At 49.8% G+C, this 22,967-nt stretch carries 24 protein-coding genes and 1 pseudogene; 21 read left to right on the top strand and 4 right to left on the bottom strand.

What is annotated here, in order from left to right:
- The 4 genes from lptA to HWQ67_RS00885 form a co-directional block, all read left to right on the top strand.
- A partial coding sequence (gene lptA / locus HWQ67_RS00870; RefSeq protein WP_218250747.1) for a lipopolysaccharide transport periplasmic protein LptA occupies positions 1-521 on the top strand: 521 nt, incomplete at its 5' end.
- Positions 522-879: 358 nt separating this feature from the next.
- Positions 880-1,587 carry a phosphatidylserine decarboxylase family protein gene (locus HWQ67_RS00875; RefSeq protein ID WP_218250748.1) on the top strand — a complete coding sequence of 236 codons (708 nt, stop codon included), beginning with the start codon at positions 880-882 and terminating at the stop codon, positions 1,585-1,587.
- Positions 1,584-2,327: a CDP-diacylglycerol--serine O-phosphatidyltransferase gene (pssA, locus tag HWQ67_RS00880; protein ID WP_218250749.1), complete on the top strand. Its 744-nt coding sequence runs from the start codon at positions 1,584-1,586 to the stop codon at positions 2,325-2,327. Before HWQ67_RS00875 ends, pssA begins: the two co-directional genes overlap by 4 nt.
- Positions 2,324-3,856: a 2-isopropylmalate synthase gene (locus HWQ67_RS00885; protein ID WP_218250750.1), complete on the top strand. Its 1,533-nt coding sequence runs from the start codon at positions 2,324-2,326 to the stop codon at positions 3,854-3,856. The genes pssA and HWQ67_RS00885 overlap by 4 nt, the downstream gene beginning before the upstream one ends.
- A 213-nt stretch (positions 3,857-4,069) precedes the next feature.
- On the opposite strand, the gene HWQ67_RS00890 is transcribed toward HWQ67_RS00885, so the two are convergent.
- Together HWQ67_RS00890 and HWQ67_RS00895 are read right to left on the bottom strand one after the other, a co-directional pair.
- Positions 4,070-4,477, bottom strand: coding sequence for a putative toxin-antitoxin system toxin component, PIN family (locus HWQ67_RS00890; protein ID WP_218250751.1), 408 nt, complete (start codon positions 4,475-4,477; stop codon positions 4,070-4,072).
- 15 nt (positions 4,478-4,492) lie between these two features.
- Complete coding sequence (locus HWQ67_RS00895; RefSeq protein ID WP_218250752.1) at positions 4,493-4,810, bottom strand: AbrB/MazE/SpoVT family DNA-binding domain-containing protein; 318 nt, start codon at positions 4,808-4,810, stop codon at positions 4,493-4,495.
- A gap of 275 nt (positions 4,811-5,085) precedes the next feature.
- Between HWQ67_RS00895 and HWQ67_RS00900 the strand changes: the two genes are divergently transcribed.
- The 17 genes and pseudogenes from HWQ67_RS00900 (at position 5,086) to HWQ67_RS00985 (ending at position 21,995) form a co-directional block, all read left to right on the top strand.
- Entirely contained in the window at positions 5,086-6,102 is a 1,017-nt protein-coding gene (locus HWQ67_RS00900; RefSeq protein WP_218250753.1) for a sigma-54 interaction domain-containing protein, read from the top strand.
- Positions 6,103-6,122: 20 nt separating this feature from the next.
- A pseudogene (locus tag HWQ67_RS20335) lies at positions 6,123-7,032 on the top strand (DNA-methyltransferase).
- Between the two features lie 220 nt (positions 7,033-7,252).
- Entirely contained in the window at positions 7,253-9,088 is a 1,836-nt protein-coding gene (locus HWQ67_RS00915; RefSeq protein WP_218250755.1) for a tetratricopeptide repeat protein, read from the top strand.
- The gene (locus tag HWQ67_RS00920; RefSeq protein WP_218250756.1) at positions 9,088-10,245 is read left to right on the top strand and encodes a two-component system sensor histidine kinase NtrB; all 1,158 of its coding nucleotides are present in this window, start codon (positions 9,088-9,090) and stop codon (positions 10,243-10,245) included. Before HWQ67_RS00915 ends, HWQ67_RS00920 begins: the two co-directional genes overlap by 1 nt.
- A gap of 9 nt (positions 10,246-10,254) precedes the next feature.
- Positions 10,255-11,574 (top strand): sigma-54-dependent transcriptional regulator, encoded by a 1,320-nt coding sequence (locus HWQ67_RS00925; RefSeq protein ID WP_255317058.1) that lies wholly within the window; start codon positions 10,255-10,257, stop codon positions 11,572-11,574.
- 242 nt (positions 11,575-11,816) lie between these two features.
- Positions 11,817-12,191: a flagellar basal body rod protein FlgB gene (gene flgB, locus HWQ67_RS00930; RefSeq protein WP_218250757.1), complete on the top strand. Its 375-nt coding sequence runs from the start codon at positions 11,817-11,819 to the stop codon at positions 12,189-12,191.
- Positions 12,191-12,604, top strand: a complete 414-nt coding sequence (flgC, locus tag HWQ67_RS00935) for a flagellar basal body rod protein FlgC (RefSeq protein WP_218250758.1) — start codon at positions 12,191-12,193, stop codon at positions 12,602-12,604. Before flgB ends, flgC begins: the two co-directional genes overlap by 1 nt.
- Positions 12,604-12,894, top strand: coding sequence for a flagellar hook-basal body complex protein FliE (fliE, locus tag HWQ67_RS00940; RefSeq protein WP_040334239.1), 291 nt, complete (start codon positions 12,604-12,606; stop codon positions 12,892-12,894). Before flgC ends, fliE begins: the two co-directional genes overlap by 1 nt.
- Positions 12,895-13,155: 261 nt before the next feature.
- The gene (gene fliF / locus HWQ67_RS00945) at positions 13,156-14,778 is read left to right on the top strand and encodes a flagellar basal-body MS-ring/collar protein FliF (RefSeq protein WP_218250759.1); all 1,623 of its coding nucleotides are present in this window, start codon (positions 13,156-13,158) and stop codon (positions 14,776-14,778) included.
- Between the two features lies 1 nt (position 14,779).
- Positions 14,780-15,763 carry a flagellar motor switch protein FliG gene (fliG, locus tag HWQ67_RS00950; RefSeq protein WP_218250760.1) on the top strand — a complete coding sequence of 328 codons (984 nt, stop codon included), beginning with the start codon at positions 14,780-14,782 and terminating at the stop codon, positions 15,761-15,763.
- Entirely contained in the window at positions 15,756-16,523 is a 768-nt protein-coding gene (locus tag HWQ67_RS00955; RefSeq protein WP_218250761.1) for a FliH/SctL family protein, read from the top strand. Before fliG ends, HWQ67_RS00955 begins: the two co-directional genes overlap by 8 nt.
- The gene (locus HWQ67_RS00960) at positions 16,510-17,826 is read left to right on the top strand and encodes a FliI/YscN family ATPase (RefSeq protein WP_218250762.1); all 1,317 of its coding nucleotides are present in this window, start codon (positions 16,510-16,512) and stop codon (positions 17,824-17,826) included. Before HWQ67_RS00955 ends, HWQ67_RS00960 begins: the two co-directional genes overlap by 14 nt.
- A 3-nt stretch (positions 17,827-17,829) precedes the next feature.
- Complete coding sequence (gene fliJ / locus HWQ67_RS00965) at positions 17,830-18,270, top strand: flagellar export protein FliJ (protein WP_218250763.1); 441 nt, start codon at positions 17,830-17,832, stop codon at positions 18,268-18,270.
- Complete coding sequence (locus HWQ67_RS00970) at positions 18,239-18,817, top strand: MotE family protein (protein ID WP_218250764.1); 579 nt, start codon at positions 18,239-18,241, stop codon at positions 18,815-18,817. The genes fliJ and HWQ67_RS00970 overlap by 32 nt, the downstream gene beginning before the upstream one ends.
- Before the next feature lie 215 nt (positions 18,818-19,032).
- Positions 19,033-20,208: a flagellar hook-length control protein FliK gene (locus HWQ67_RS00975; RefSeq protein WP_218250765.1), complete on the top strand. Its 1,176-nt coding sequence runs from the start codon at positions 19,033-19,035 to the stop codon at positions 20,206-20,208.
- Between the two features lie 15 nt (positions 20,209-20,223).
- Positions 20,224-20,655: a flagellar hook capping FlgD N-terminal domain-containing protein gene (locus HWQ67_RS00980; protein WP_218250766.1), complete on the top strand. Its 432-nt coding sequence runs from the start codon at positions 20,224-20,226 to the stop codon at positions 20,653-20,655.
- 26 nt (positions 20,656-20,681) lie between these two features.
- Positions 20,682-21,995, top strand: coding sequence for a flagellar hook protein FlgE (locus HWQ67_RS00985; RefSeq protein ID WP_218250767.1), 1,314 nt, complete (start codon positions 20,682-20,684; stop codon positions 21,993-21,995).
- Here the strand turns inward: HWQ67_RS00985 and HWQ67_RS20340 are convergent.
- Positions 21,914-22,303 carry a HepT-like ribonuclease domain-containing protein gene (locus HWQ67_RS20340; RefSeq protein ID WP_218250768.1) on the bottom strand — a complete coding sequence of 130 codons (390 nt, stop codon included), beginning with the start codon at positions 22,301-22,303 and terminating at the stop codon, positions 21,914-21,916. The two genes, HWQ67_RS00985 and HWQ67_RS20340, sit on opposite strands and share 82 nt — an antisense overlap.
- Complete coding sequence (locus HWQ67_RS00995) at positions 22,288-22,593, bottom strand: nucleotidyltransferase family protein (protein ID WP_218250769.1); 306 nt, start codon at positions 22,591-22,593, stop codon at positions 22,288-22,290. The genes HWQ67_RS20340 and HWQ67_RS00995 overlap by 16 nt, the downstream gene beginning before the upstream one ends.
- Between the last annotated feature and the right edge of the window lie 374 nt (positions 22,594-22,967).

The raw sequence follows: 22,967 nt of genomic DNA on the forward strand, positions 1-22,967 counted from the left end.
TGGTGGAGTCAGGGTTGTTATTAATTAGGCGGTTGATTTTTTTAACGATTGTTGCCTGCATCGCTTTGCCGTGTGCGGGATTGAAGGCAGCGGCATTTGCAGAGAACTCAACGAAGGACCGACTCATGCAGGGAGATAAAAACGTCCCGCTGATAATCACAAGCAAAAATCTCGTTGCCGATACGAAGAAAAAGACGGCCATCTTTACCGGTTCGGTCAAGGCGGTAAAGGGTGAGGCAACATTTTACGCCGACAAGATGGTGGTGTACTACTCCGATGGCGAAAAGAAAGTTGACCGCATAGACGCCACCGGCAACATAAAGCTCGTAAAGGATGACAGCATCATAACGTCCGAAAGGGCCGTCTACTCAGCCGGGGATGAGAGCGTAGTATTCACCGGAAATCCCGAGGCCAGGGATAGCAAAAACCTCATCACTGGGACAAAGATGACCTACTTTCTCAAGGAAGAATACTCCGTAGTTGAAAACAGCAGCGTCTACATAAGAGACAAGGATAAATGAACTTGGTGTAAATGCTGTCCTATTTTCACGGTAACATAGATGGACAAAAGTTTTTATGTAATATAAACTCAGAATTAAGCATTATGGGGTCAAGGGGACTTCTTCGTGCCCGGGGCGGGTGCGACCCGCTGCGAAAAGATTGCGCCTCGCCCCTCCCCTTGTGGGTGGGTCTGAGGGAGGGGTCGGCGCCCCCCGGCATAAAAGGGGCAAAGCCCTCCCTTTTTTCTTTCTTAATGCAAAATGGGATTGCACTGATTGGCGGTTGACTTGGCAGTTGACAACAGATTCATGCTTGTGATACAGTAAGGTGGTTGTTTGATTTTTTGATATATATAGCAAAGGGGTGTAGGTATAGATTATGAAATTTGCTCCGGAAGGGATACCGTTTTTCATGGCCGCATTGATCCTGACTATTGTAGTGTACTGGTTTACACGGCACTGGATTACGGGTTTGCCGGTGATTATACTGTTTTTTATGTTTTTCTTCTTTCGCGACCCCGACCGTGTCACCCCCTCACAAGCAGATGTCATCATAGCCCCGGCAGACGGCAAGGTCATAGTGATAAAGCAGACATTTGAAAAGGACTACCTCAAGCGTGATGTGCAGCAGTTTAGCATCTTCATGTCTCCGCTCAATGTGCATGTAAACCGTGCCCCTTTTGACGGCGCCGTTGTCAGCGTCAAACACACCAGCGGGAGCTTTCACAAGGCGTACCTGGATGAGGCCTCCAGCAATAACGAAAACATCGCCATGGTCATGGCCACGCCCATGGGCGACATCCTGCTCAGACAGGTGGCAGGCTCCGTGGCACGCAGGGCCGTGTGTCGCGTCAACCCCGGCGACGTCCTCAAAAAAGGACAACGCTTTGGCATCATCAAGTTCAGCTCCAGGGTGGACCTCTATCTGCCTCTGGAGGCACAGATTACGGCACAGGTGGGCGATAAACTCAAGGCCGGTGAGACCGTCATTGGCCGCTGGAGTGCTGCAGCCGACCCTACGAAAGACAATCAAGGCCAACCCTCAATCCAAGCTCCAGGCCAAATCCCACAACGAACGCCGTCATGAAAAAAGGCGTCTACATCCTGCCCAACGCCCTCACACTCTGTGGCATGTGCTGTGGCTTCTACGCCATCGTGGCCTCCATGAGGGGACAGTACGTCGATGCCGGAACTGCTATAATCATTGCGAATATATTTGACGGTCTCGATGGCTGGGTCGCCAGACTGACAAACAGTGCGTCGAAGTTTGGCATAGAGCTTGACTCGTTGTCAGACCTCGTGGCGTTTGGCGTGGCCCCGGCAGTGGTGGCCTATGACTGGGCACTAAAGCCCCTGGGACGGATCGGGTGGGCCGTGGCATTTCTCTATGTCTGTTGCGGGGCGCTGAGGCTTGCCAGATACAACGTCCAGATGGTCTCAACGGAAAAAAAGTACTTCACCGGTATGCCAATACCTGCCGCAGCTACAATACTGGTAACTTTTATCATCTTCCACGAATACCACTTTGAAAGGGCAAATGTCAACAGCATCATGGTTGCGGTTATTACATTTGTGCTGTCGATCTTTATGATAAGCACGCTCAGGTTTCACGGTCTCAAGGAGCTTGACCTCAAAAAGAGAAAGCCGTTTCCGTTTCTGGTGCTGTTGATAATCATGATCACCATTATTATAATGAATCCGCCGGTTACGTTGTTTGTATTTGGCTTTCTGTATATGTTTATTGGTATAATAGAGAATATATATCTGCTGTATACCCGTAAAAAGCGGGCAGTGAATCTAATAACGAAAGGTGATAACAGACAATGAGACACGTCAGGGTCTTTGACACTACCCTCAGGGATGGCGAACAATCCCCCGGGGCAAGCATGAACTTGAAACAAAAACTCCAGATTGCCAGACAACTGGCCAATCTCAAGGTCGATATCATAGAGGCCGGTTTCCCCATAACCTCCCAGGGGGACTTTGAGGCCGTCAAGGTCATCGCCGAAGAACTGGATACCGTCACGGTGGCCGGCCTTGCACGGGCACGCTTTGAAGACATAGACAGGGTGGCAGAGGCCATTAGAAACGCCAAAAGAACCGGCAGAATACACATAGTCATAGCAACGTCGGATATTCATCTCAAGTTTAAACTAAAGATGACCCGTGACGAAGTACTGGACTCCGCCATCAGGGCCGTAAGACACGCCCGTCAGTACACCGATGACATAGAGTTCTCCGCCGAAGACGCCACGCGCTCAGACTGGGATTTCCTGTGCAGGGTCACCGAGGACGTCATAAATGCCGGAGCTACAACGGTCAACATCCCTGACACGGTGGGTTATACGACCCCATTTGAGTACGGCGAACTTATCGAGTATCTGATGAACCGTGTCCCAAACATAGATAAATGTACCGTCTCTGTCCACTGCCACAACGACCTGGGCCTGGCCGTGGCCAACTCCCTGGCAGCCATATACAAGGGGGCCGGGCAGGTGGAGTGTACCATAAACGGTATCGGCGAACGGGCCGGCAATGCCTCCCTGGAGGAGATCGTCATGGCCCTCAAGACACGTCCCAAACTATTCATGGCCGACACCAATGTCCTCACTCGGGAGATTTACAATACCAGTCTGATGGTATCCAAAAATACCGGCATGATCGTACAACCCAACAAGGCAATAGTTGGCGATAACGCCTTTGCCCATGAGTCCGGCATACACCAGGATGGATTCCTCAAGGAACGTTCTACGTATGAGATACTCAGACCCGAGGACGTCGGCATCCCGGGCAGCAAGCTCGTCCTGGGTAAACACTCCGGCAGACACGCCTTTAAGGACAGATTGAGACAACTGGGCTTCTTCCACCTGACGGATGATGAACTCAATCAAACCTTTGAACGCTTCAAGGCACTGGCAGACCAAAAAAAGTGCATCTTTGATGAAGATATCGCAGCGCTGATCAACGAAGAAATAGCAAAAGCAGACCATGTCTACAACCTTGTCTCTCTGCGTGTGACGTGTGGCACGGAGGATAAGCCCCTTGCGCAGATAGTCATAACGAAACTCGGCCAGGAGCTTAAAACCGAAAGCACCGGAGACGGCCCCGTGGACGCCACCTACAACGCCATAGTTCACCTGACTCAGACAAAGAGTCAACTGGCCAAGTACGAGGTCAAGGGCATTACCGGTGGCACGGATGCCCTCGCCGATGTCTTTGTCACACTCGAGGAGGGAGGCAGGACGGTCAGAGGGGCCGGCTCGGATACGGACACCATCGTGGCCTCGGCAAAGGCATACCTGGACGCTATCAATAAACTCGAAGGCAAACACAGAATCATACGACAAGGCGTCTGAAATCAAGACCGGTCGTAATTTCATATACCCCAAGACAAAGAAAGAAAGGGGCGGCTCCGCCCCCCTTCAGAACCCCCTGCAAGGGGGCCAGCCCCCTTGACCCCTTCTTATCGTGTTGACATTGGGTTGATTATACACAACATTTCAATTGTATAGCTGAACTATTACAAAAAAACACTAACAGGTAAGTCAAGTTATTGACATAAACGACAATTATTCCCACCCTCTGTCCATTCTCAAAAATTCCCCTGGGCTTAATATAAAAATGCCCTCATATTGAGGAAAAGGGAAATGTTTACGATTACCAGTTATAAGCACATCGACCTTAGCCGTAAGGGCTGTAGTAAGGTAGACCTCGTCGTCGTTATCAATTAGACTAACATTAAAAGGCAATGGATCAATTAAAGTCGCAATCATTAGAAGTTCTGTGACTATTTCTTTGAGCTTTTCTGTAACCTCTGCATTTAATTTAAACCTTGGAATAACCCTTTGGTATTCTGATATAATTCCTGGAGATAGAATAAGTTCGTGATGTAAAATGACCTCATCAACTAAATCACGGCACACACCAGAATTAAGTCCAGCGGAGATTATAACGTTACAATCAAGAACAACCTTCATGAAAAAAATTATCGGTCAGGCATGGCTTGCAAGTTCTTTATTTTTTTCTTCCCTGGCTTGTTTAATTTGTTCGTTGACAATTTCCATAACTTGCTCTTCTGGTAGATTGGCATAAGGGTTCTGAGAGATTTCGTCATAAATCTCGTGGAGTTTTTCGACGACCTGTTTCCTCCTGATTGCTATCTCCACCGGACGAACTATGACCCCTTCTTCGTTTTCGACTACCTCAAGAAAATCACCCTCCTGTATATTGAAACGCTTACGAAACTCAGTCGGCAAGGTAATCTGGAAGTTTCTGTTAACCTTGCTTAATGTTGTGGTTTCCTTGTTCATAAATATTATTATACATGCGTTGACTGTTGAAAGGCAAGTATACTGTATCTTCTTTATATTTCATGGTAGCAAAAGAAAGAAGGGGAGCGGCTCCGCCCTCCCCTCAGACCCCTCCTGCAAGGGGACCAGTCCCCTTGACCCCTTCTTAACCTTAGTTTACAGTGGATTGATTATACACAACTTCCAAACTATTACGTTTAATAAAAAAACACTAACAGATAAGTCAAGTTATTGACATAAACGTAAAAATATATTTACAATAATATTGATCAAAAATGGAGCAGACAAAAGACAGGTATTATATCAATAAACTCCTTGGGCAATCGCCTCAGATGAAACAGTTGTATGCTACGATAGAGAAGGTTACGAACTCGGACTCTACGGTGCTCATCTGCGGAGAGAGCGGTACTGGCAAGGAGCTTGTGGCAAAGGCGATCCACTACTGTAGCAACCGTGCTGAGAGACCGTTTGTCCCCGTAAACTGCGGAGCTATCCCCAGCGAACTGCTGGAGTCCGAGCTGTTTGGCCATGAAAAAGGCGCCTTCACCGGGGCAATCAATACCCGCAAGGGACGCTTTGAACTTGCCGACAGCGGCACCATCCTGCTTGATGAGATCGGGGAACTGCACCCGACCCTCCAGGTGAAGCTGTTGCGGATCATCCAGGAGCGTGAATTCGAGCGTGTGGGCGGAATAAAAACCACCAAGGTAGACGTCAGGATACTGGCCGCCACAAACAAGAACCTTGAGGTTGCAACCAAAAACGGCGACTTCCGTGAAGACCTCTTCTACCGCCTCAACGTGATTCCGGTTTTTTTGCCGCCGCTGCGACAGAGAAAGGATGACCTCCCCCTGCTGATAGAGCACTTTATGACGGGCTTTTGTAGCAAGCAATGCAAAGAGCCATTAAAGATAACCTCGGAGGTAATGAACCTCATGATGAAATATCACTGGCCGGGAAACGTCAGGGAACTTGAAACACTCATAGAGCGGTGCGTCATCCTCGACGACACCGGAGTGGTTGATGTCAAAGACCTGCCCGAGCGATTCCTCCAGTCAAAGCCGCCTCAGACCACCACTGCGGAGTCTCTGATGCAACTGCCCCTGGAAGGCATAGACCTCAACGCCATCCTGGACGAAATCGAAAACAACTTCATTACTCAGGCCCTGCAGCGTGCCGGTGGCGTAAAGAGCAAGGCAGCCGGAATGCTCGGCCTTAACAGAACCACTTTCCTGGAGAAACTCAAAAAGCGCCGAATCGAATTCAAAGACAAAGACCTCTTTAGCACATAAATGCCCTCTTGATTAAATCGATGGCTGAACAGATCAAAGCTCCCAAGAAATACAAGCGCAGTGGCACGAAGACGAGCTCCTTCGGAACACCGGGCAGGGTGAACCATGATTCTTCGGGGTTCTACAACAGCAAGCTATATGGAGACAAGCAAATCTCCGAACCAGTCAGTGTTATTGAAAATCAGATCGTACCGGCACAGCTTGACAAGATATATTGCAAATCGAGCGAAACGATGGATGAAATCCCCGACGGCAGTGTGCATCTGATGGTTACTTCACCACCGTATAATGTGAAAAAAACAATACGATGAAGACCTGTCCCTTGAACAATACAGGGCGTTATTAAAAAGAGTGTTCCGTGAGACATACAAAAAACTGGTAACAGGCGGCAGGGCATGTATCAATGTTGCCAACCTGGGGAGAAAGCCCTATATCCCCCTGCACTGTTATATCATTGAGGATATGCTCGACATAGGTTTCCTGATGAGGGGCGAAATCATCTGGAATAAGGCCTCAAGTGCAAGTCCTTCAACGGCCTGGGGTAGTTGGCTCTCTGCCGCTAACCCCGTATTGAGAGACGTTCACGAGTATATCTTGATTTTTTCGAAGGAATCGTTTTCAAGGCAAAGAGCGAATAAGCAAAATACCATCGCTAAGGAAGAATTCCTGGAGTTGACCAAAAGCCTCTGGACATTCCCCGCCGTCTCTGCAAGGAGCATCGGACACCCGGCCCCGTTCCCCGAAGAACTGCCACACAGACTGATTCAACTGTATACCTTCAGCAAAGATGTAGTCCTTGACCCGTTCTGCGGCAGCGGTACAGCATGTATTGCCGCACTGAAAAATGACCGACACTATATCGGATACGACATAGAACCTGCCTATGTGAAACTAGCAAACCAAAGAATCAATAAATGGACATGGGGTTAAGTATGATGGGGTCAAGGGGGCTGGCCCCCTTGCAGGAGGGGTCTGAGGGGAGGGCGGAGCCGCTCCCCTTCTTTCTCTTTGTGTCAGAGGATTGACACCTGACGGAAAATTTTTCCCGTTAATAAGCCGTATAATTGATGCACGAATATGGCATGGTTTTTGAATCTAACGAAACGAGGATAACTATAATGAGGATAACGATAAATTGAGGATGGCTAAAATGAAGAGACACAGACTATTATCACTGCTTTTAGTGTTGGCACTGCTTCTGTTGAGCACCGTGGCAGAGGCCCTGAACATCGCCGACATATTAACGACCGAGGAGCTTAAAAAGGCGTGGGTGCTGCTTGAGATGAAGGAGTACAAATCCGCCGTGGATATGCTCAGTGGCTGCTATGACAACTCAAAGGGGCAGGCAGACCTGGTGGCGTCCTGCAACTTCATATACGCCAGGATACTGGAGGCGAAACAGGAATCGGCCAAGGCCGTCGATCGCTACAGAAAGGCTTACCAATTCGCTACAAACGTCAAGATAAAGGAAGAAGCCCTCATGCGACGCTCAGAGCTTAACCTGCAAAAGAACTTCAACAACGACGCCAAGTTGGGATTTCAGACGTTCATAAATGACTACCCCAGCTCCAGGCAGATTAACAAGGCATACCTTGGTCTTGCAAGGAGTCTGTCTGCGCTTGGCAAACATTCAGAGGCCCTTGAGGCCCTTGACAAGTCCGGCAGCAACATCAGCGAAGTGCTCTTTGAAAGGGCTAACACCCTCCAGCGTCTTGGCAGGGTCAAGGATGCCGGAGATATCTACGCAACTGCCATGCTCAAGGACCCCGGGTATATAAAGAAAAACAACGATGCAACCCTCTACAGTTATGCCGAAAACATGCTGGCCTCCGGAGACACCAAAAAGGCACGTGCGGCATTTGCAACCATCAGGGACCCCGAGTTGCGTGACAAGGCCACGCTTGGATTTGCCAAGGTAGCGTTGAAGGACTCAAAGCCTGATGTAGCTGCGGAATATCTCAAAAAACTCACCAGCAGCAAGGACAAAGAGGTCAGGCAAGAGGCCATGCTTAACCTGTCCAAGGTGCAGTTGCAGACAGGCAAAACGGATGAGGTCAAGAAAAACCTCAAGGCACTCAAAGGAATGGGCCTCAGGGACAACGCAAAAGAGGAACTGGCATCACTGCAGATAGACCTCGACGTAAAAGAAAAGAAGTACAAGGATGCGGCGGCCTCCATCAAGAAACTCCACGCCAAGGACCCCGGTTCCAAGGAAATGCTTGACAAGATGGAGGGCGTCATGTCCGAGGCCATGCAGGGGGACAATGACCAGTTTGTAGACCTGTGGCTCACCTACGGAGCGATGCTGTTGGATAAGTCGAGGGAGCCGTTTATCTTAAAAGCCAAGGATGCCCTGAAAGATACGGGTAAACCCTACGTGGACGTCCTGACGTGGATATCCAAAAACTCCTCCGACACGGAAAAACACAAGGCCCTGGGTGAACTGACGGAGATATATTCAGACGCCGGCGACAAGGCCGCTGCGGTCAGGTCTCTGGCGGAGATGAAAAACCTCAAGGTTCCAGGCGATGATCTCCTGAGAACCGAGGCCCGCATAAATTTTACCAACCGTGACTACGGTGAGGCACTCAAGACCCTCATGCTCATGAAACAGTTCAACAAGGAAGACGTAGAACTAATGCGTGACTCTATGCTGATGTCGCCCAGAAACGAAACGGTAGTGCTCTCCTACGAAAAGGCCCTCAAGGACTCCGGCGGAGGCACAACCGAGGACTACCTCGCCCTTGCCGACGCCTTCTACGACCTTGGCAACACGGAGGGCGCAACCCTCTACTACAAAAAGGCCATCGCCGCAGAGCCGGCAAACCAATGGGCATCCTACCGGCTCGGTGTCATTTTGTCCCCTAATGAGTCCGAACCCATACTCAAGGGCCTCAGCCTTGGCGCCTCCAATATCAGCCGACTCTCCAAGGCAGCCCTGAAGGAACAGCAGATCAATAAGCGCATCGCCGAAGGAAAACTCTGATGGAAGACATCAGTAGTTTAAACGAAGCCTTCCAGAGCTTTACGATAGCCTCCAAGAGCCTTGAGCAAATATATGAGAGGCTCCAGGAAAAGGTGCATTACCTCACAATCGAGCTTGAGGACAAGAACAAACAACTGCAACAGGCCCTCTGCGACACCCAGGAGGCCAAGGACAACCTCCGTGGCATACTGGAAAGCCTCCGTGAGGCCATCATAGTGCTGGACACCAGTGAACACGTAACGATGTTTAACCGTGCGGCTGAAAAGATGCTCTGCATGAGTACGCATGACGTCGTCGGCAAATCGTTTGATTCCCTGAACCTAGTCATAGAAAAGGATGGCACCGATACCTGCCTCACCGCCGGTGGCAACCGGTACAACGTGGTCATCTCACGCTCCAATATACTTGACGCCCAGGGGGCCACGCGTGGGGTGGTCATACTGCTGCAGGATATCACCCGGATCAGGGAGCTGGAGTCCCAGCAGGAACGCAACAAAAGACTCATAGCCATGGGCGAAATGGCCGCCCAGATAGTCCACGAAATCCGCAGCCCCCTGTGCAGCATCGAACTCTACGCCAGTATGCTCGAAAACGAACTCGGCGAAACACCCAACTCCAACCTCGCACGGGGCATCTCCATGGGCATCAGGAGCCTCAATAACATCTTGACGAATATGATATTTTTTGCAAAGCCACAGAAACCAAAATTCTACGAAGTAAATCTAAGCGACGTCATAGATGAATCGTTGTTTATGCTGATGCCGCTGATCGAGTCCCGCGGCGTTTCCATCGACAGACACAGCGAAGACGGCGACGTAATATCGGGAGATGGCGAGTTGCTCAAGCAAGTCTTTATGAACATAATAATAAACGCCGTCCAGGTAACGCCCGACGGAGGCACCGTCAAAGTCATCGAAAAGGCCAACGATACACACGCCTTTGTAGAAATCATTGACGAGGGCGAAGGGATAAAACACGAAAATCTCGAAAGAATATTTGATCCCTTCTTCAGCACCAAGGAAAAGGGCACGGGACTTGGATTGGCCATAGCATCAAAGATACTGCTGGTGCATGATGGCACGATAAAGGTAAAAAGCGAGATTGGCAAGGGCAGTTGTTTCCAGCTCTGTCTGCCACTCTGCGAGCAACGAGATTAGGAGGTAGCTTTGCAAGCAACGATGGCTAAACCGATACTGTTAGTTGATGATGACCCTCAGATGAGGGATGCGTTGAAGGAGGCAATCCAGCGCCTTGGGCACAGCACGGTGGTCGCCGAAAACGGCCAGGATGCCCTGACCAGGTTGGGCAACACGCCCTTTGCCATGGTGGTAACGGACATGCAGATGCCCAAGATGGATGGCCTGTCTTTTCTCAAGGAGCTGAGAAAGCGGGTCGGCAAACTTCCAGTGCTTGTAATAACGGGCTTTGGTACCGTGGAAAATGCCGTTGAGGTCATGAAGGAGGGGGCGACGGACTACCTGATGAAGCCGTTCTCTTTTGACAAACTCACCAGGAAGGTACATACCATCATGGAGGGTCTCACGGGTAGTCGCGAGATCGTCGGGGCCAATGCCAAGATGAAACGCATCTTGCAGATAGCCAGTGAGATATCCACCAGCGATACCACGGTACTGATCTACGGCGAAAGCGGCACGGGCAAAGAACTGATCGCCCGACACATACACAGACACAGCCACAGAAAGGATAAACCCTTTGTTGCCGTCAACTGTGCCGCCATCCCAGACAACCTCATGGAGTCCGAACTCTTCGGACACGAAAAAGGCTCCTTCACCGGGGCTACCGAACGAAAGACCGGAAAGTTCGAGCTGGCCAACGACGGCACCATACTCCTGGACGAGATCGGTGAGATGTCCATGGGGTTGCAGGCCAAGCTCCTGAGGGTGCTTCAGGAGAAGGAGATCGACAGGGTCGGGGGCCGACACACCATCCCGATAAACATCCGTGTCCTGGCCACAACCAACCGGGACCTGTACAAGGAATCCACCGAAGGCAACTTCAGGGAAGACCTGTATTACAGACTGAGCGTCTTTCCCATACACGTCCCCCCGCTGAGGGAGAGGGCGGACGATATCATCCCACTTAGCGAGCACTTCATAAAGAAGTTCTCTACCCTCCTGGGCAAGGAACTCAAAGGGCTTAACAGGGATGCCGCCGCCTTCCTTGAGGCCAAACAGTGGCGTGGCAATATCCGTGAACTCGAAAACGTCATCCACCGGGCTGTGCTGCTGTCCAAGGGCGAGTTTATCAACACGGACGACTTCATGTGCGACACCGATGCCCCAGTGGCAACGACGGCGGTGGACAACTCCGCCAAAGGAATCAAGGAAATGGAAAAAGACCTGATCCTAAAGACCCTCAAGGACGTCAGCGGCAACAAGACCAAGGCTGCCAAAATATTGGGTGTCAGCGTCAGAACTATCAGAAATAAACTCAACGAATACGGGAAATTTTTTCCCGAGACATAAAAAATATAGTTGGTTTTTTGACACTGAGTTTGTGCCACACACAAAAAAAGCCGATGTGTCACCGAAAAAAAAACACAACACGAGTTCGTTTTTTTATGTTATTATATAGTTACTTAGACATCGGCAGGTAAATAAGAACATTAGATTACGGGTCGGTTGTTTTTAAGAACTGGCGCAATGGTACGACACTTGCAATATAGACTGTGTGCAGTGTAGAGAAGAAAAAAACTAAGGAGGCCTTTATGGATAAAGGTGTTGATGTATCAGAGAGATTGTTAGGGATGACATCAGTCAGGCACAAGGTCATATCGTCAAACCTGGCCAACTCCGATACGCCTGGATATAAGGCGCGGGATATTAAATTCAGTGCGTTCTTTGATGACGAAAAACTAAAGATGGAGACCACGAGCAATCTCCACTTTAAATCGGGCCAAAGCGTCGGCAAGGGCAATATGACGGTAGAGGAAACAACGGCCAAATGGGGCGACAAAAACAACGTGGAACTGGATGTAGAGGTGGCCAAGATGACGGAAAACGCCCTACTTAATCAGGCGGCGGGCAAACTGGTATCGTCCAAGTTTCGCATGTACAAGTCCGCAATGAAGAGGGGGCAATAATGGATACATTTGCTGTATTCAATGTGAGTGCCTCTGCGCTCGTTGCACAACGCCAGCGTATGAACTCCATAGCCTCCAACGTGGCAAACATACACACGACAAGGACCCAGGAAGGTGGTCCGTACAAACGACAGGACGTTGTCTTTGAGGTACTGCCCATAGGCAAGGTTGAGGAACAGGCAATGGGTGTACAGGTGTCGAAGGTGTTGCAGGATGAGAATCCACCCATGAAGGTCTATAACCCTTCGCACCCCGACGCAGATGAGGATGGCTACATCTCACTGCCTAACGTAAACGTGGTGGAAGAAATGGTCAACATGATGACAGCAGCACGTGCATATGAGGCCAACGTATCGGCCTTTAATATATCAAAGGGAATGTTCTTGAAAACTTTAGAAATAGGGAGGTATTGATGTCTGAATTTAAAATATTGGGTTCAAGCGTGGGGCAGGATGTCCAACAAACACCAACGGACAGGAAGGACGCAGCCGGAGGGTTTGACACGGCACTGAAAAATGCCTTCATCGAAGTGGATGCCATACAGAAAGAGGCCGATAAGGCCATCGAGGCCCTGGCCACCGGCGGGGATGTCACCCAGGCAGTCCTTGCAATGGAAAAGGCCGATATGTCGTTCCAGTTAATGCTTGAGGTGCGCAACAAACTCCTCAACGCCTACGACGAGGTGATGAGGATGCAGGTATAGGGGCATACATCCCGGCACCAGTTGAGATGTCAGGCTACCCTGGAAACGTTGGTCTCCTGGTGTTGGTAAAGGGTGTGCCGGTGTATGGGTGTGCCATATCGCCTCGGTTGTGCGTGGTATATGGCATGGGCAGATGTTTATATAACGATGTAGTTTTTATATCAGGTGTTTGGCTGGTACATATGCAGAGTAAATTTATGTATTGCAATAGTGTTGTCTTTTTGTACGGTTTTAAATCCATAGTATAGGAGCAGAGGTTGTATGGCAAATATTTTTGATATAGTAAAGGGATGGTCTACGAGGAAAAAGATAATCCTCATATCCTCTGTAGTGATGGCAATAGCTTCATTGATTTTGATAATTTCGTGGTCTCAGGCGCCCACCTACCAGGTGTTGTTTGCCAACCTGTCCGAGTCCGACGCCGGCAGCATAGTTAATAAATTACAGGAACTAAAAGAACCCTATAAACTGACCTCCAACACCATCCTTGTGCAAACCGACAGGGTGTACGACCTGCGCCTCAAGTTGGCCGCCCAGGGACTGCCCCAGGGAGGAGGGGTTGGCTTTGAGGTATTTGACAAGACCAACTTCCAGGTGACGGACTTTATGCAAAAGCTGAACTATCGCAGGGCGTTGGAGGGCGAACTCTCACGCACTATCCTGTCGCTGACGGAGATAGACCGTGCACGCGTGCATCTGGCCATACCTGAGAAGTCTTTATTCATAAAAGAGCAGGAACCCCCCACTGCCTCCATCCTGGTAGCCCTCAAGCATGGCAGGGTGTTGGCGCAGAGTCAGATACAGGGCATAGTACACCTGGTCTCCAGCAGCGTTGAGGGTCTCAATCCCAAAAATGTAACAATAGTAGACAACAACGGCGACCTGCTGACAAAACCCGTCGATGATGCCATCGGATTGACGGCCACACAGCTTGAATACCAAAAGAAGTTCGAAAAAGACGTAGAAATCCGAATCAAGGACATCCTTGAACCCGTCATAGGCAAGTCCAGGGTCAGGGCACGTGTGACGGCAGATATAGACTTTTCACGCACCGACAAGACTGAAGAAAAATTTGACCCCGAGGGCCAGGTGGCCAGGAGCGAACAGACGGTGAAAGAGAAATCAACAACGATGGGTCCAGGTGGCGTCCCCGGTGTGCAGTCCAACCTCCCCGGCAAGGCCACGGCACAGGCTCAAGGGTCACAAACTCAGTCCCAAAAACAGAGCGAAACCATAAACTACGAAATAACCAAGGTGACAAATCATACACAGGGCCAGTTTGGAAACGTCAAAAAATTGTCAGCCGCCGTCCTGGTTGATGGCGTATACACCGCAACCGCCGCAGATACCAAGGATGCCAAGGGCGCTCCGGTTGCCAAAGAGGTAAAGTACACCGCCCGCACGGACGATGAAATCAAAAGATACGAAGAACTCGTCAAGAAGGCCATCGGCTTCACCCTTGAGCGTGGCGACCAGGTGGCAGTTATCAACATGCAGTTTGAGCCGGACACCAAAGAGGTCATCCCTCCACCTAAGAGAGACTATGTCCAGGATGGCATCCTGGTAGCTAAGTACCTGGCCCCTCTGGTAGTTGCCCTGTTATTCTTGCTCTTTGTGGTAAGGCCAATCATAAAGACGCTGACAACCCCCCCGGCACCACCAAAGGCTGCGGCATTGCCATATCCTAAGACCGTTGCCGAGCTCGAAAGAGAAATGAAGAAAAAAGAAGAACAGGCCAAGGCCGATGAATGGAATATATCCCTGCCACCATCCGAGGAGCTGCCGATCAAACGGCAAATGAATGAGTGGTCACAGTGGGTCATGTCCAACCCGGCATCAGCCGCTCAGATAGTAAAAGAATGGATAGAAGGCGAGGAGGCATAACATGTCAATATCAGGGCATGAAAAGGCGGCCATCTTTCTCACTGCAATAGGCGAGGATGCAGCCGCAGAGATAATGAAAAACCTTGACATTAAGGAAATAGGAAAGATCAGCACCGTGATGAGCAGAACCCCTTCCGTCAAGGAAGAAGATATAAAAAAGGTCTTTATAGAGGCCGCAAAAAAAATCCAAAAAGGGGAAATATTCTTCTCAGGCGCCAATTACCTCAAACAGATGCTGACCAAGGGACTGGAGGAGAAGACCGCCAAAAGATTCCTGGAAAAAGCGGCCGTTGAAATCACCCTGGAGTCCTTAAAGAAGGTTGATGCCAAGAAGCTGACCAACTTCCTGCTGACCGAACATCCACAGACGATAGCCCTGATCCTAAGTCTCCTGGACCCCGGTCAGGCGGCCACAGTGTTGAGCGCACTGCCCAAGTCGCTCAAGGTCGATGTCACCATGAGAATGGCAACCACAGAGGGTATCCCCATAGATGCCATCGAGGAAATAGAAGACGTCCTCAAGAGTGAGCTTGACCTCGAACGTGGCGCTGGCATAAAGGTCGGAGGGATCAAAAAGGTCGCTCAAGTCCTCAACCAAACCGATAAGTCAACCGAAGAGCTTATCCTGGACAACATCGAAAGTCACGACTACGAGCTGGCCGACTCCATCCGACAACTGATGTTTGTCTTTGAGGACCTCGCAAGACTCGACGCCAGAGGCATACAGCAGGTACTAAAGGAAATCAGTACGGAAGACCTGTCGCTGGCCCTGAAAACTGCCTCCGAAGGACTTAAGGACAAGATATTCAAAAACATGTCCAAGAGGGCAGCCGAAATTCTCAAAGAAGACATGGATGTGCGTGGCCCCGTAAAGATATCCGAAGTCGAAAAGGCACAGCAAAACATAATCAAGAAAGCACGAGAACTCGGCGAAGAAGGCAAGATCATGCTGCCTGGCAGCGGTGAGGAAGAAAGGCTTGTATAGAGGCAAAGTCATAAAAGGTATGGAAATAGCACCCTACAAAATGCCAACACTTGAATCTAATTCAAGGAAACCCGTAAAACGCAATCCCTTTGACTCTGCGCTGCCTGAATCCGTACCAACGTCAGGTTCAGTTCCGGCCATTGAGGTCAACAACAATGGCGACGAAACCCATGCCGAAAAAGTCCAGGACATCGAGCAGATCAAACGAGAAATAGAGCAAATGCATCAGGAGGCCATACAAAAAGCCACCGCAGAAGCCGCCCGCATAAAACAGGACGCCTACCAAAAGGGGCTGGAAGAAGGCGAAAAAACCGGCATGAAAAACGCACACGACAAAACAACATCCATGCTCGAACAAATAGCAAAAGCCATAGAGGAAGTAAAGGCCTTCAAAACCAGATCAATAGAGGGTCTGCAACCACAAGTGGTAGAGTTGGCAATCAGTATTGCCCGGAAAATTATCGGCGAAGAACTCTCCGCAAAGCCTGAGATAATCGTCTCCGTGGTCAGGGAGGCCCTGATGCGGATCGATAAGGCAGGACATGTCACCATCAAGGTCAACCCGGCAACGTATGACCTGTTCATGCAACACAAGGACAGTCTCATGGACATATACAAGGACGTCGCCATTGAGGTTGACCCGATGGCCTCACAAAGAGGCCCTATTGTCGTAGGAACAACCGAAGAAATCATCACCGATGTTGACGAACTGCTAAACAATGCCATAGAAGATATGAGGGATAACGTTGTCCTCCATTGACCTCTCCCCCTATATAAAGGCCGTCAGGGAAGCCAACCCGTTGAGGGTGTATGGCAGGGTGGTTGAGATCACGGGGATGATCATCAAGTCTGCCGGTCTCAAGGCAAGCGTGGGCGAGGCGTGCAAGATATATTCCGACAGTCAACCGCCTATAAACGCCGAGGTCGTCGGCTTTAAGGACGGCAAGGAGCTGCTCATGGCCACGGGTGATATCTCGTGGATCAAGCCCGGCAGCAGGGTCTTTCCGCTGGGACGTAAGGTCTCCATCAAGGTCGGACAAGGACTCATCGGCAGGGTAATCAATGAATCCGGTGTGCCCATCGACGGCAAAGGACCCATCAACGGCGTCAACTATCCCATCTTTGAGGTGCCCTCCAATCCCCTGTCAAGGGAAAGGATCAGGGACGTCATAGACCTGGGCGTATCCGCCATTAATGGACTGCTGACCTGTGGCAAGGGCCAGAGAATCGGAATCATGTCTGCCGCCGGCGTGGGCAAAAGCGTCCTGATGGGAATGATTGCCAAGTACACAAAGGCCGATGTCAACGTAATAGCGCTCGTGGGCGAGCGCAGCAGGGAGGTCAGGGAGTTCATCGAACGTGACCTCGGACAGGAAGGCATGCAACGCTCCGTGGTGGTGGTCTCCACCTCCGAACAATCACCCGTGGCAAAGGTAAAAGGCGCCTTTGTGGCCACCGCTATTGCCTCATACTTCCGGAGCATACAAAAGGACTGTCTGCTCTTTATGGATTCCCTCACCAGGGTGGCCATGGCACAGAGGGAGATCGGCCTTGCCGTGGGAGAGCCACCGGCTTCCAAGGGATACACCCCGTCCGTCTTTGCACTGCTACCGAAACTACTCGAACGAGCCGGCACGGCAGGCGGCAAGGGCAGTGTCACAGGCATATACACCGTCCTGGTTGAGGGCGACGACATCGCAGACCCCGTGGCAGACTCCGTAATGTCAATACTCGATGGACACATCATACTGTCAAGGGCGCTCGCTATGGAAAACCACTACCCCGCTATCGACGTACTACGCTCCATCAGCAGAATCATGACGGATATCATCGACGACGAACATAAAATGTTAGCCGGTAAGTTCGTAGAGACCCTGGCCACATACAAACGCTTCGAGGACATGATCAACCTCGGCGCATACAAGGAAGGCTCAAACCCAAAGGTTGACTACGCCATTGCCATGCTCGATGTGCTCAACAAGTACGTCAGACAACAGATGAACGAAAAGTGTGACTTCAACTCCTGCATTGCAAATCTCCGCAAACTATTCACAGGACATTAATAAATGGCAAACGTTAAGACCCTCGAAAGATTACAGCAGATAAGACAGTACAAAACAGACGAAATAGAGGCAGAGTTTAAAAAGATTCTCATTGCCCTGATGCAACAGGAGGATATTCTCAATACCCTGCACGTAAACCTCAACAGGTTGACCACACAGATGAATGAAAAACAGACCAGGGGGTTTCGCAATGCCTATGAGCTGTCATTGTTTTACGATTACATGGAAACCTTGAACAGGTTGATTCAAAAACAACAGGAACTGGTACGTCAGATGACGTTAGTGTTTGAAGAGAAAAAGGCCGAACTGCTTGAGGCATACAAGGAAGTAAAGGTCGTTGAAAAACTAAAAAACAAGGTGATTGCCGACAAAAACAAAACAGCCGCATGGCAGGAACAAAAGGAGTTGGACTATGTATATCTTTCCAGATTACCGAGATATTAGTTACCGGGGTATTGGCGTAACGTTGGTTGCCATCCTGTTATTTGTCCATTTCCTCAGTGTTGGCGTCTTTGGTGCACAGAGTGGTGCCAGTAACAGCGCCAGTCATGCAGGTGATGCCAAGAAAATTGAAACCAAAGGAAATGAGCCACCACCCCCTAAGGCTGAACCCAAGGTCAGTCAATCGGAGCTTGTGCGAAAAGAAATAGAGATCAAGCGTAAAGAGGAAAGACTACAGGCACTCAAGGCAGACGTTGACAATAGAATCGAAAAGTATGAGAAACTCCTGAGCCAACTGGAGGAGGCTCTCAACAAGGTAAAGGACCTCAATACCGAAAAGATAAAAAAGTTGGTCCAGACCTACGAGGCAATGCCGCCCGAGGAGGCCTCCGTGCAACTGTCCGAGATGGAGGAGGAGCTGGCAGTTACGATCCTTTCAAAGATGAAGAGCAAGAAGGCCGGTGCTGCCCTTGCCCTGATAGAGCCGCAAAAGGCGGCAGTGTTGTCCAAAAAGATGTCCAGGACTGTGAATAATTTTCCCGGTAACTGAAAACTTTTCTGCTATTATCCCCATTTTGTTCCCCGCTGCTGTAAAGAAAAACCTTTAAAAATCACGCACTTGCTCGTTGGTACAAGACTTGCTATTCAATGGGCATGAATGACATACAAGCCATAACAGTAACAAGCTCAGGCGCTGCGAAACCATCGCAACTTGCACCTTCCACCGATGGAAAATCAGACCAGCAGGGAGGTATATTTAATATAATGCTGGCTAACATGATGGGTTCCCCTGCCAAGAGCGAAACCAACAACGACAACGCACTGATCGCCAATGGCACCATGGTTGTCAACTATGCAAGCCTTATGGGCATGGGTAGCACCATGACGACAACTGCTACCGGTAATCTCTCCGCAGACGATCAACAGAGTGCAAACCTGCAAAATGCTACGGGGCTAATACAGTTGGATATCAGCAATCTCCTGCAGCTTGGCAAAGCCGTTGACCTCAATGCCCAGACTGCTGCCTCCACTGAAGGCGATGAACAACCTGCTGCTGCAACAACAACAGATACGGCCAATATACTTAAACAACAACTCGCTGCACTTGTCAGCAAATCAGGTCAAGCAACAAAGGAACCCTCTGCCAAGATTGAGTCATCCACCACGGCAGATACGGCTCCCCCCACACTGAGCAAAGATGCGCTTGACAATACTTTAAACAAATTGCTGTTTGGCAATACCACGGGTAAACAACAGACTGAAAATGCGCTCAACAACCTTTTGACTCCAGGTAATGGCGCTCAAAGCGGTGATGGGACAAGTATTTTTACCAAAATGGTTGCAGCAGCAGCCAATACTGACAACGATGGCCAATTAGGGCAATCGCTGGAGCAGCCTCCGGGATACTCCATGGATAGTCAGGGCTTGAGTCAGCTTGACACGGACAGTTCAAGTGCGACATCACTGAGCAGTTCACACTCGTCTACGGCAAGGACGTCATTTCATGCGGTTGCAGGCAACGAGTCGGCGGCAAAATCACAAAAGCTCCTGCAGATAAACGATACAACCTTCAGTGTGCTGAAAAAGAGCGATAACTCACTTGAAATCAGGGTGGAACCCGACGGCATCGGAAAACTCGAAATCGGTCTGAGTGTGGAAAAGGGCGTGGTCCATGCCCAGATAAGCGCTACGGACCCTGCCGGTAAGGAGCTGCTCGAAAAGAATCTGCGCCATATCCTTGATGCCCTTGCAAAGGAGGGTATCAGTGTCGGAGGCTTTTCGGTGTCCCTTAAGGACAGGCGTGAAGAGTTATCCAAGGGTGGCAAGGATACGCAAAATGGCGATGACGTTGGAAGTGCCGCAGTTGAGGCGAAAAGCTCCGGTGAAACTACTCCGGTGAATTATTACAAAAATAATGGTAAAATAAATATATTCGCATAAGTAAGGAGAGACACTATGACTGTAACGACAGACAACACATATACATCCAGTGCATCATCGAGTGCATCGAGTGCATCGGCAAGCTCTTCGACATCAACCAATGAACTGGGCAAGGACGATTTCCTGAAGCTCTTCACCTCACAGTTGAAGTACCAGGACCCGCTCAACCCCATGGATAGCACGAGCTTTACGACACAACTGGCGCAGTTCAGCTCGCTTGAGCAACTGTACAACATAAACAGCAACATCAAGACACTCACGCAGTACGAAAATTCACTCAACAACGTAATGGCCGTGAGTATGATAGGCAAGTCCGTCACAACCACGGATAACACGACGGCAGTGGTCTCAGGCATATCTTTTGACAACGGCGTGACATACCTGTCGTTGGACAACGGGGAAAAGATCATGATGAGCAACGTGACCGAAATTAGCGCTACAAAATAAGACATGACTTTCAGGAGGTACTACATATGATAACAGCGCTATGGACAGCAGTAAGCGGTATGAGCGCTAATGGTACGACGCTTAGTGTTGTTGGCGACAACATCGCAAACATGAATACTACGGCGTTTAAGTCAAACAGGGCAACATTTAGCGACGTATTAAGTGCAACAATATCCGGTGCGTCCTCATCAAACGCAGTGGGACGCGGCACACAACTGGAAGCTATAACACCATTACTTACGCAGGGCAGTTTAATCTCAACAGGTAATCCGTTGGACCTGGCCATAGATGGCAACGGATACTTTATGGTCAAGGACAGCAATGGCACCTACTATACCCGTGCGGGGAACTTTTCCCTCGACAAGGACGGCTACCTCGTTACGGCTGCCGGAATGAAGGTGCAGGGATACATGAATACCGGCACAGGCGCAACCGGAAGTCTGGGTGCCATACGGGCAGACTCCTCCGCAAACGTAGCAAAGGCTACAACCACCGTCAACCTCAATATAAATCTCAACTCAACGGCCAGCAACGTAACAGCAGCCTTTACCCTTGATGGCAACGGGGACGGCATCAAGAATGACCCCAAAAACTATAACTTCTCCTCTACCGTAACCGTATACGACTCCCACGGCGCCTCACACGAGGTCACGGCCTACTACGCAAAGTCGGGGGCAAACTCGTGGAATGTATACTATGCCACAGAGGCGGTGTCAAACCCCGGTACCCTGGTGCTGGCCACGTCGTCATCGCCGCAGATTCTCACATTTAACACCAGCGGGGTGCTTGTCAGTGATGGCGTTTCGGGGGCAAGCAATGAGCCATCCATAAAGTTCAACTTTGGCAGTGATGTGGTGAGTACGCAGAACATCAAGTTTGACTATGGCACATCGCTGAGTCAGGGAGGGACGGGGTTACGTTCCTCATCGCAACTGGCAGATGCCTCACAGGTGCTCACTGCCTCGCAGGATGGCAATGCCTCCGGCGTGATGAAGGGGTTGAGCATCGATGAGGCCGGCGTAATCTATGGCGTGTTCACAAACGGACAGAACAAGGTGCTGGGGACGATGGCGCTGACCAAGTTTGCCGCACCCGATAAACTTGCAAAGATAGGGCAGAATCTGCTCCGTGAATCCAACACCTCAGGGCAGCCTGTAACGGGCACGCCAAAGACAAGTGGTATGGGGCGAGTGCTTTCCGGCTCCCTCGAACAGAGCAACGTAGACCTTGCGGCGGAGTTTGTAACGATGATTTCGGCTCAACGCGCATTCCAAGCCAACTCAAGGACTGTTACCACCGTAGATGACATGATGCAGGAAGTCCTGTCGCTCAAGCGATAAGATAAAAACGTAATTGTCCAACCATAAACAAGAGAAAGAAGGGGGCGGCTCCGCCCCCCCCTCAGACCCCCCTGCAAGGGGGCCAGCCCCCTTGACCCCTTCTTATATGGTATATTGCGATGCTTAGACCTTATGTTACCAGGGACATTCTTTGAGGCTTCACCAATAATCTCAATACATCTAACGACTGAATAATGTGTCTTCGGATCAAGCAAAAAATCCTCATATGATAAATTGCCAATAAACTCTTCAGCATAGTCCATATTTTCAATGATGTCTTTAATGTAGAGAGTTATGTCTCGGTCCATAGAGGAACTGCCTCCCTAAGTATGGTGTCTTTAAGCTCAGGACGGATTGAATTTTTAGGAATCAGATCAACTCTTGTTCTCAGGAGCTTAGTCAGGTATTGTTCTGCGCCAACGAGGTGAAGCAGACCAATAGGTCCATCAAACTCTGCCAATAAATCTACGTCGCTTTTTTTTCTCTGTTCGTTTCTGGCATATGAACCAAAGACGGCTATATCTTTAATCTTATGTTCAACCCTTAATTCATCCCTGTGCTTATTTATGACCCTTTTGATTTCGTCTAACGTAGTCATTATACCACGCCCCTTTCTTTATTGGTCAAGTATATCACGGCCATAGAGTCTCTGTCAAGGATTCTTAAATTGAAAGGGCACGACCCCTAGGTGTGGTAGCGCCACAATCAACCGTGGTTGCCAGGATTTAAGCCATTTCCATCCCTCATAATATGGCGTCGTTACTATGCGGCAGCAATGTGTCCACGTTTGAATGGAATGCTACCGAATAAATTACCGCTGGATTGACTATTGACAACACTTCTATATTTATGATAGCATTATTTGTATCTTCTTTATATCTCATGGTAGCACAAGGAAGAAAGGGGCGGCTCCGCCCCCCTTCAGAACCCCCCGCAAGGGGACCAGTCCCCTTGACCCCTTCTTGCGAAACA

The sequence above is a fragment of the Candidatus Magnetobacterium casense genome (genome assembly GCF_019173545.1).
In the GTDB taxonomy this organism is placed as follows: Bacteria; Nitrospirota; Thermodesulfovibrionia; order Thermodesulfovibrionales; family Magnetobacteriaceae; genus Magnetobacterium; species Magnetobacterium cryptolimnobacter.

Bases quoted from the DNA above. Each gene is read 5' to 3' on its own strand.
- HWQ67_RS00975 (WP_218250765.1), top strand. From the start codon at position 19,033: ATGCTGGCTAACATGATGGGTTCCCCTGCCAAGAGCGAAACCAACAAC.
- HWQ67_RS00920 (WP_218250756.1), top strand. From the start codon at position 9,088: ATGGAAGACATCAGTAGTTTAAACGAAGCCTTCCAGAGCTTTACGATA.
- HWQ67_RS20340 (WP_218250768.1), bottom strand. From the start codon at position 22,303: ATGGACCGAGACATAACTCTCTACATTAAAGACATCATTGAAAATATG.
- pssA (WP_218250749.1), top strand. From the start codon at position 1,584: ATGAAAAAAGGCGTCTACATCCTGCCCAACGCCCTCACACTCTGTGGC.
- fliG (WP_218250760.1), top strand. From the start codon at position 14,780: ATGTCAATATCAGGGCATGAAAAGGCGGCCATCTTTCTCACTGCAATA.
- flgC (WP_218250758.1), top strand. From the start codon at position 12,191: ATGGATACATTTGCTGTATTCAATGTGAGTGCCTCTGCGCTCGTTGCA.
- flgB (WP_218250757.1), top strand. From the start codon at position 11,817: ATGGATAAAGGTGTTGATGTATCAGAGAGATTGTTAGGGATGACATCA.
- fliF (WP_218250759.1), top strand. From the start codon at position 13,156: ATGGCAAATATTTTTGATATAGTAAAGGGATGGTCTACGAGGAAAAAG.
- HWQ67_RS00875 (WP_218250748.1), top strand. From the start codon at position 880: ATGAAATTTGCTCCGGAAGGGATACCGTTTTTCATGGCCGCATTGATC.
- fliE (WP_040334239.1), top strand. From the start codon at position 12,604: ATGTCTGAATTTAAAATATTGGGTTCAAGCGTGGGGCAGGATGTCCAA.
- HWQ67_RS00885 (WP_218250750.1), top strand. From the start codon at position 2,324: ATGAGACACGTCAGGGTCTTTGACACTACCCTCAGGGATGGCGAACAA.
- HWQ67_RS00985 (WP_218250767.1), top strand. From the start codon at position 20,682: ATGATAACAGCGCTATGGACAGCAGTAAGCGGTATGAGCGCTAATGGT.
- HWQ67_RS00900 (WP_218250753.1), top strand. From the start codon at position 5,086: ATGGAGCAGACAAAAGACAGGTATTATATCAATAAACTCCTTGGGCAA.
- HWQ67_RS00890 (WP_218250751.1), bottom strand. From the start codon at position 4,477: ATGAAGGTTGTTCTTGATTGTAACGTTATAATCTCCGCTGGACTTAAT.
- HWQ67_RS00895 (WP_218250752.1), bottom strand. From the start codon at position 4,810: ATGAACAAGGAAACCACAACATTAAGCAAGGTTAACAGAAACTTCCAG.
- HWQ67_RS00915 (WP_218250755.1), top strand. From the start codon at position 7,253: ATGAAGAGACACAGACTATTATCACTGCTTTTAGTGTTGGCACTGCTT.
- HWQ67_RS00980 (WP_218250766.1), top strand. From the start codon at position 20,224: ATGACTGTAACGACAGACAACACATATACATCCAGTGCATCATCGAGT.
- HWQ67_RS00970 (WP_218250764.1), top strand. From the start codon at position 18,239: ATGTATATCTTTCCAGATTACCGAGATATTAGTTACCGGGGTATTGGC.
- HWQ67_RS00995 (WP_218250769.1), bottom strand. From the start codon at position 22,593: ATGACTACGTTAGACGAAATCAAAAGGGTCATAAATAAGCACAGGGAT.
- fliJ (WP_218250763.1), top strand. From the start codon at position 17,830: ATGGCAAACGTTAAGACCCTCGAAAGATTACAGCAGATAAGACAGTAC.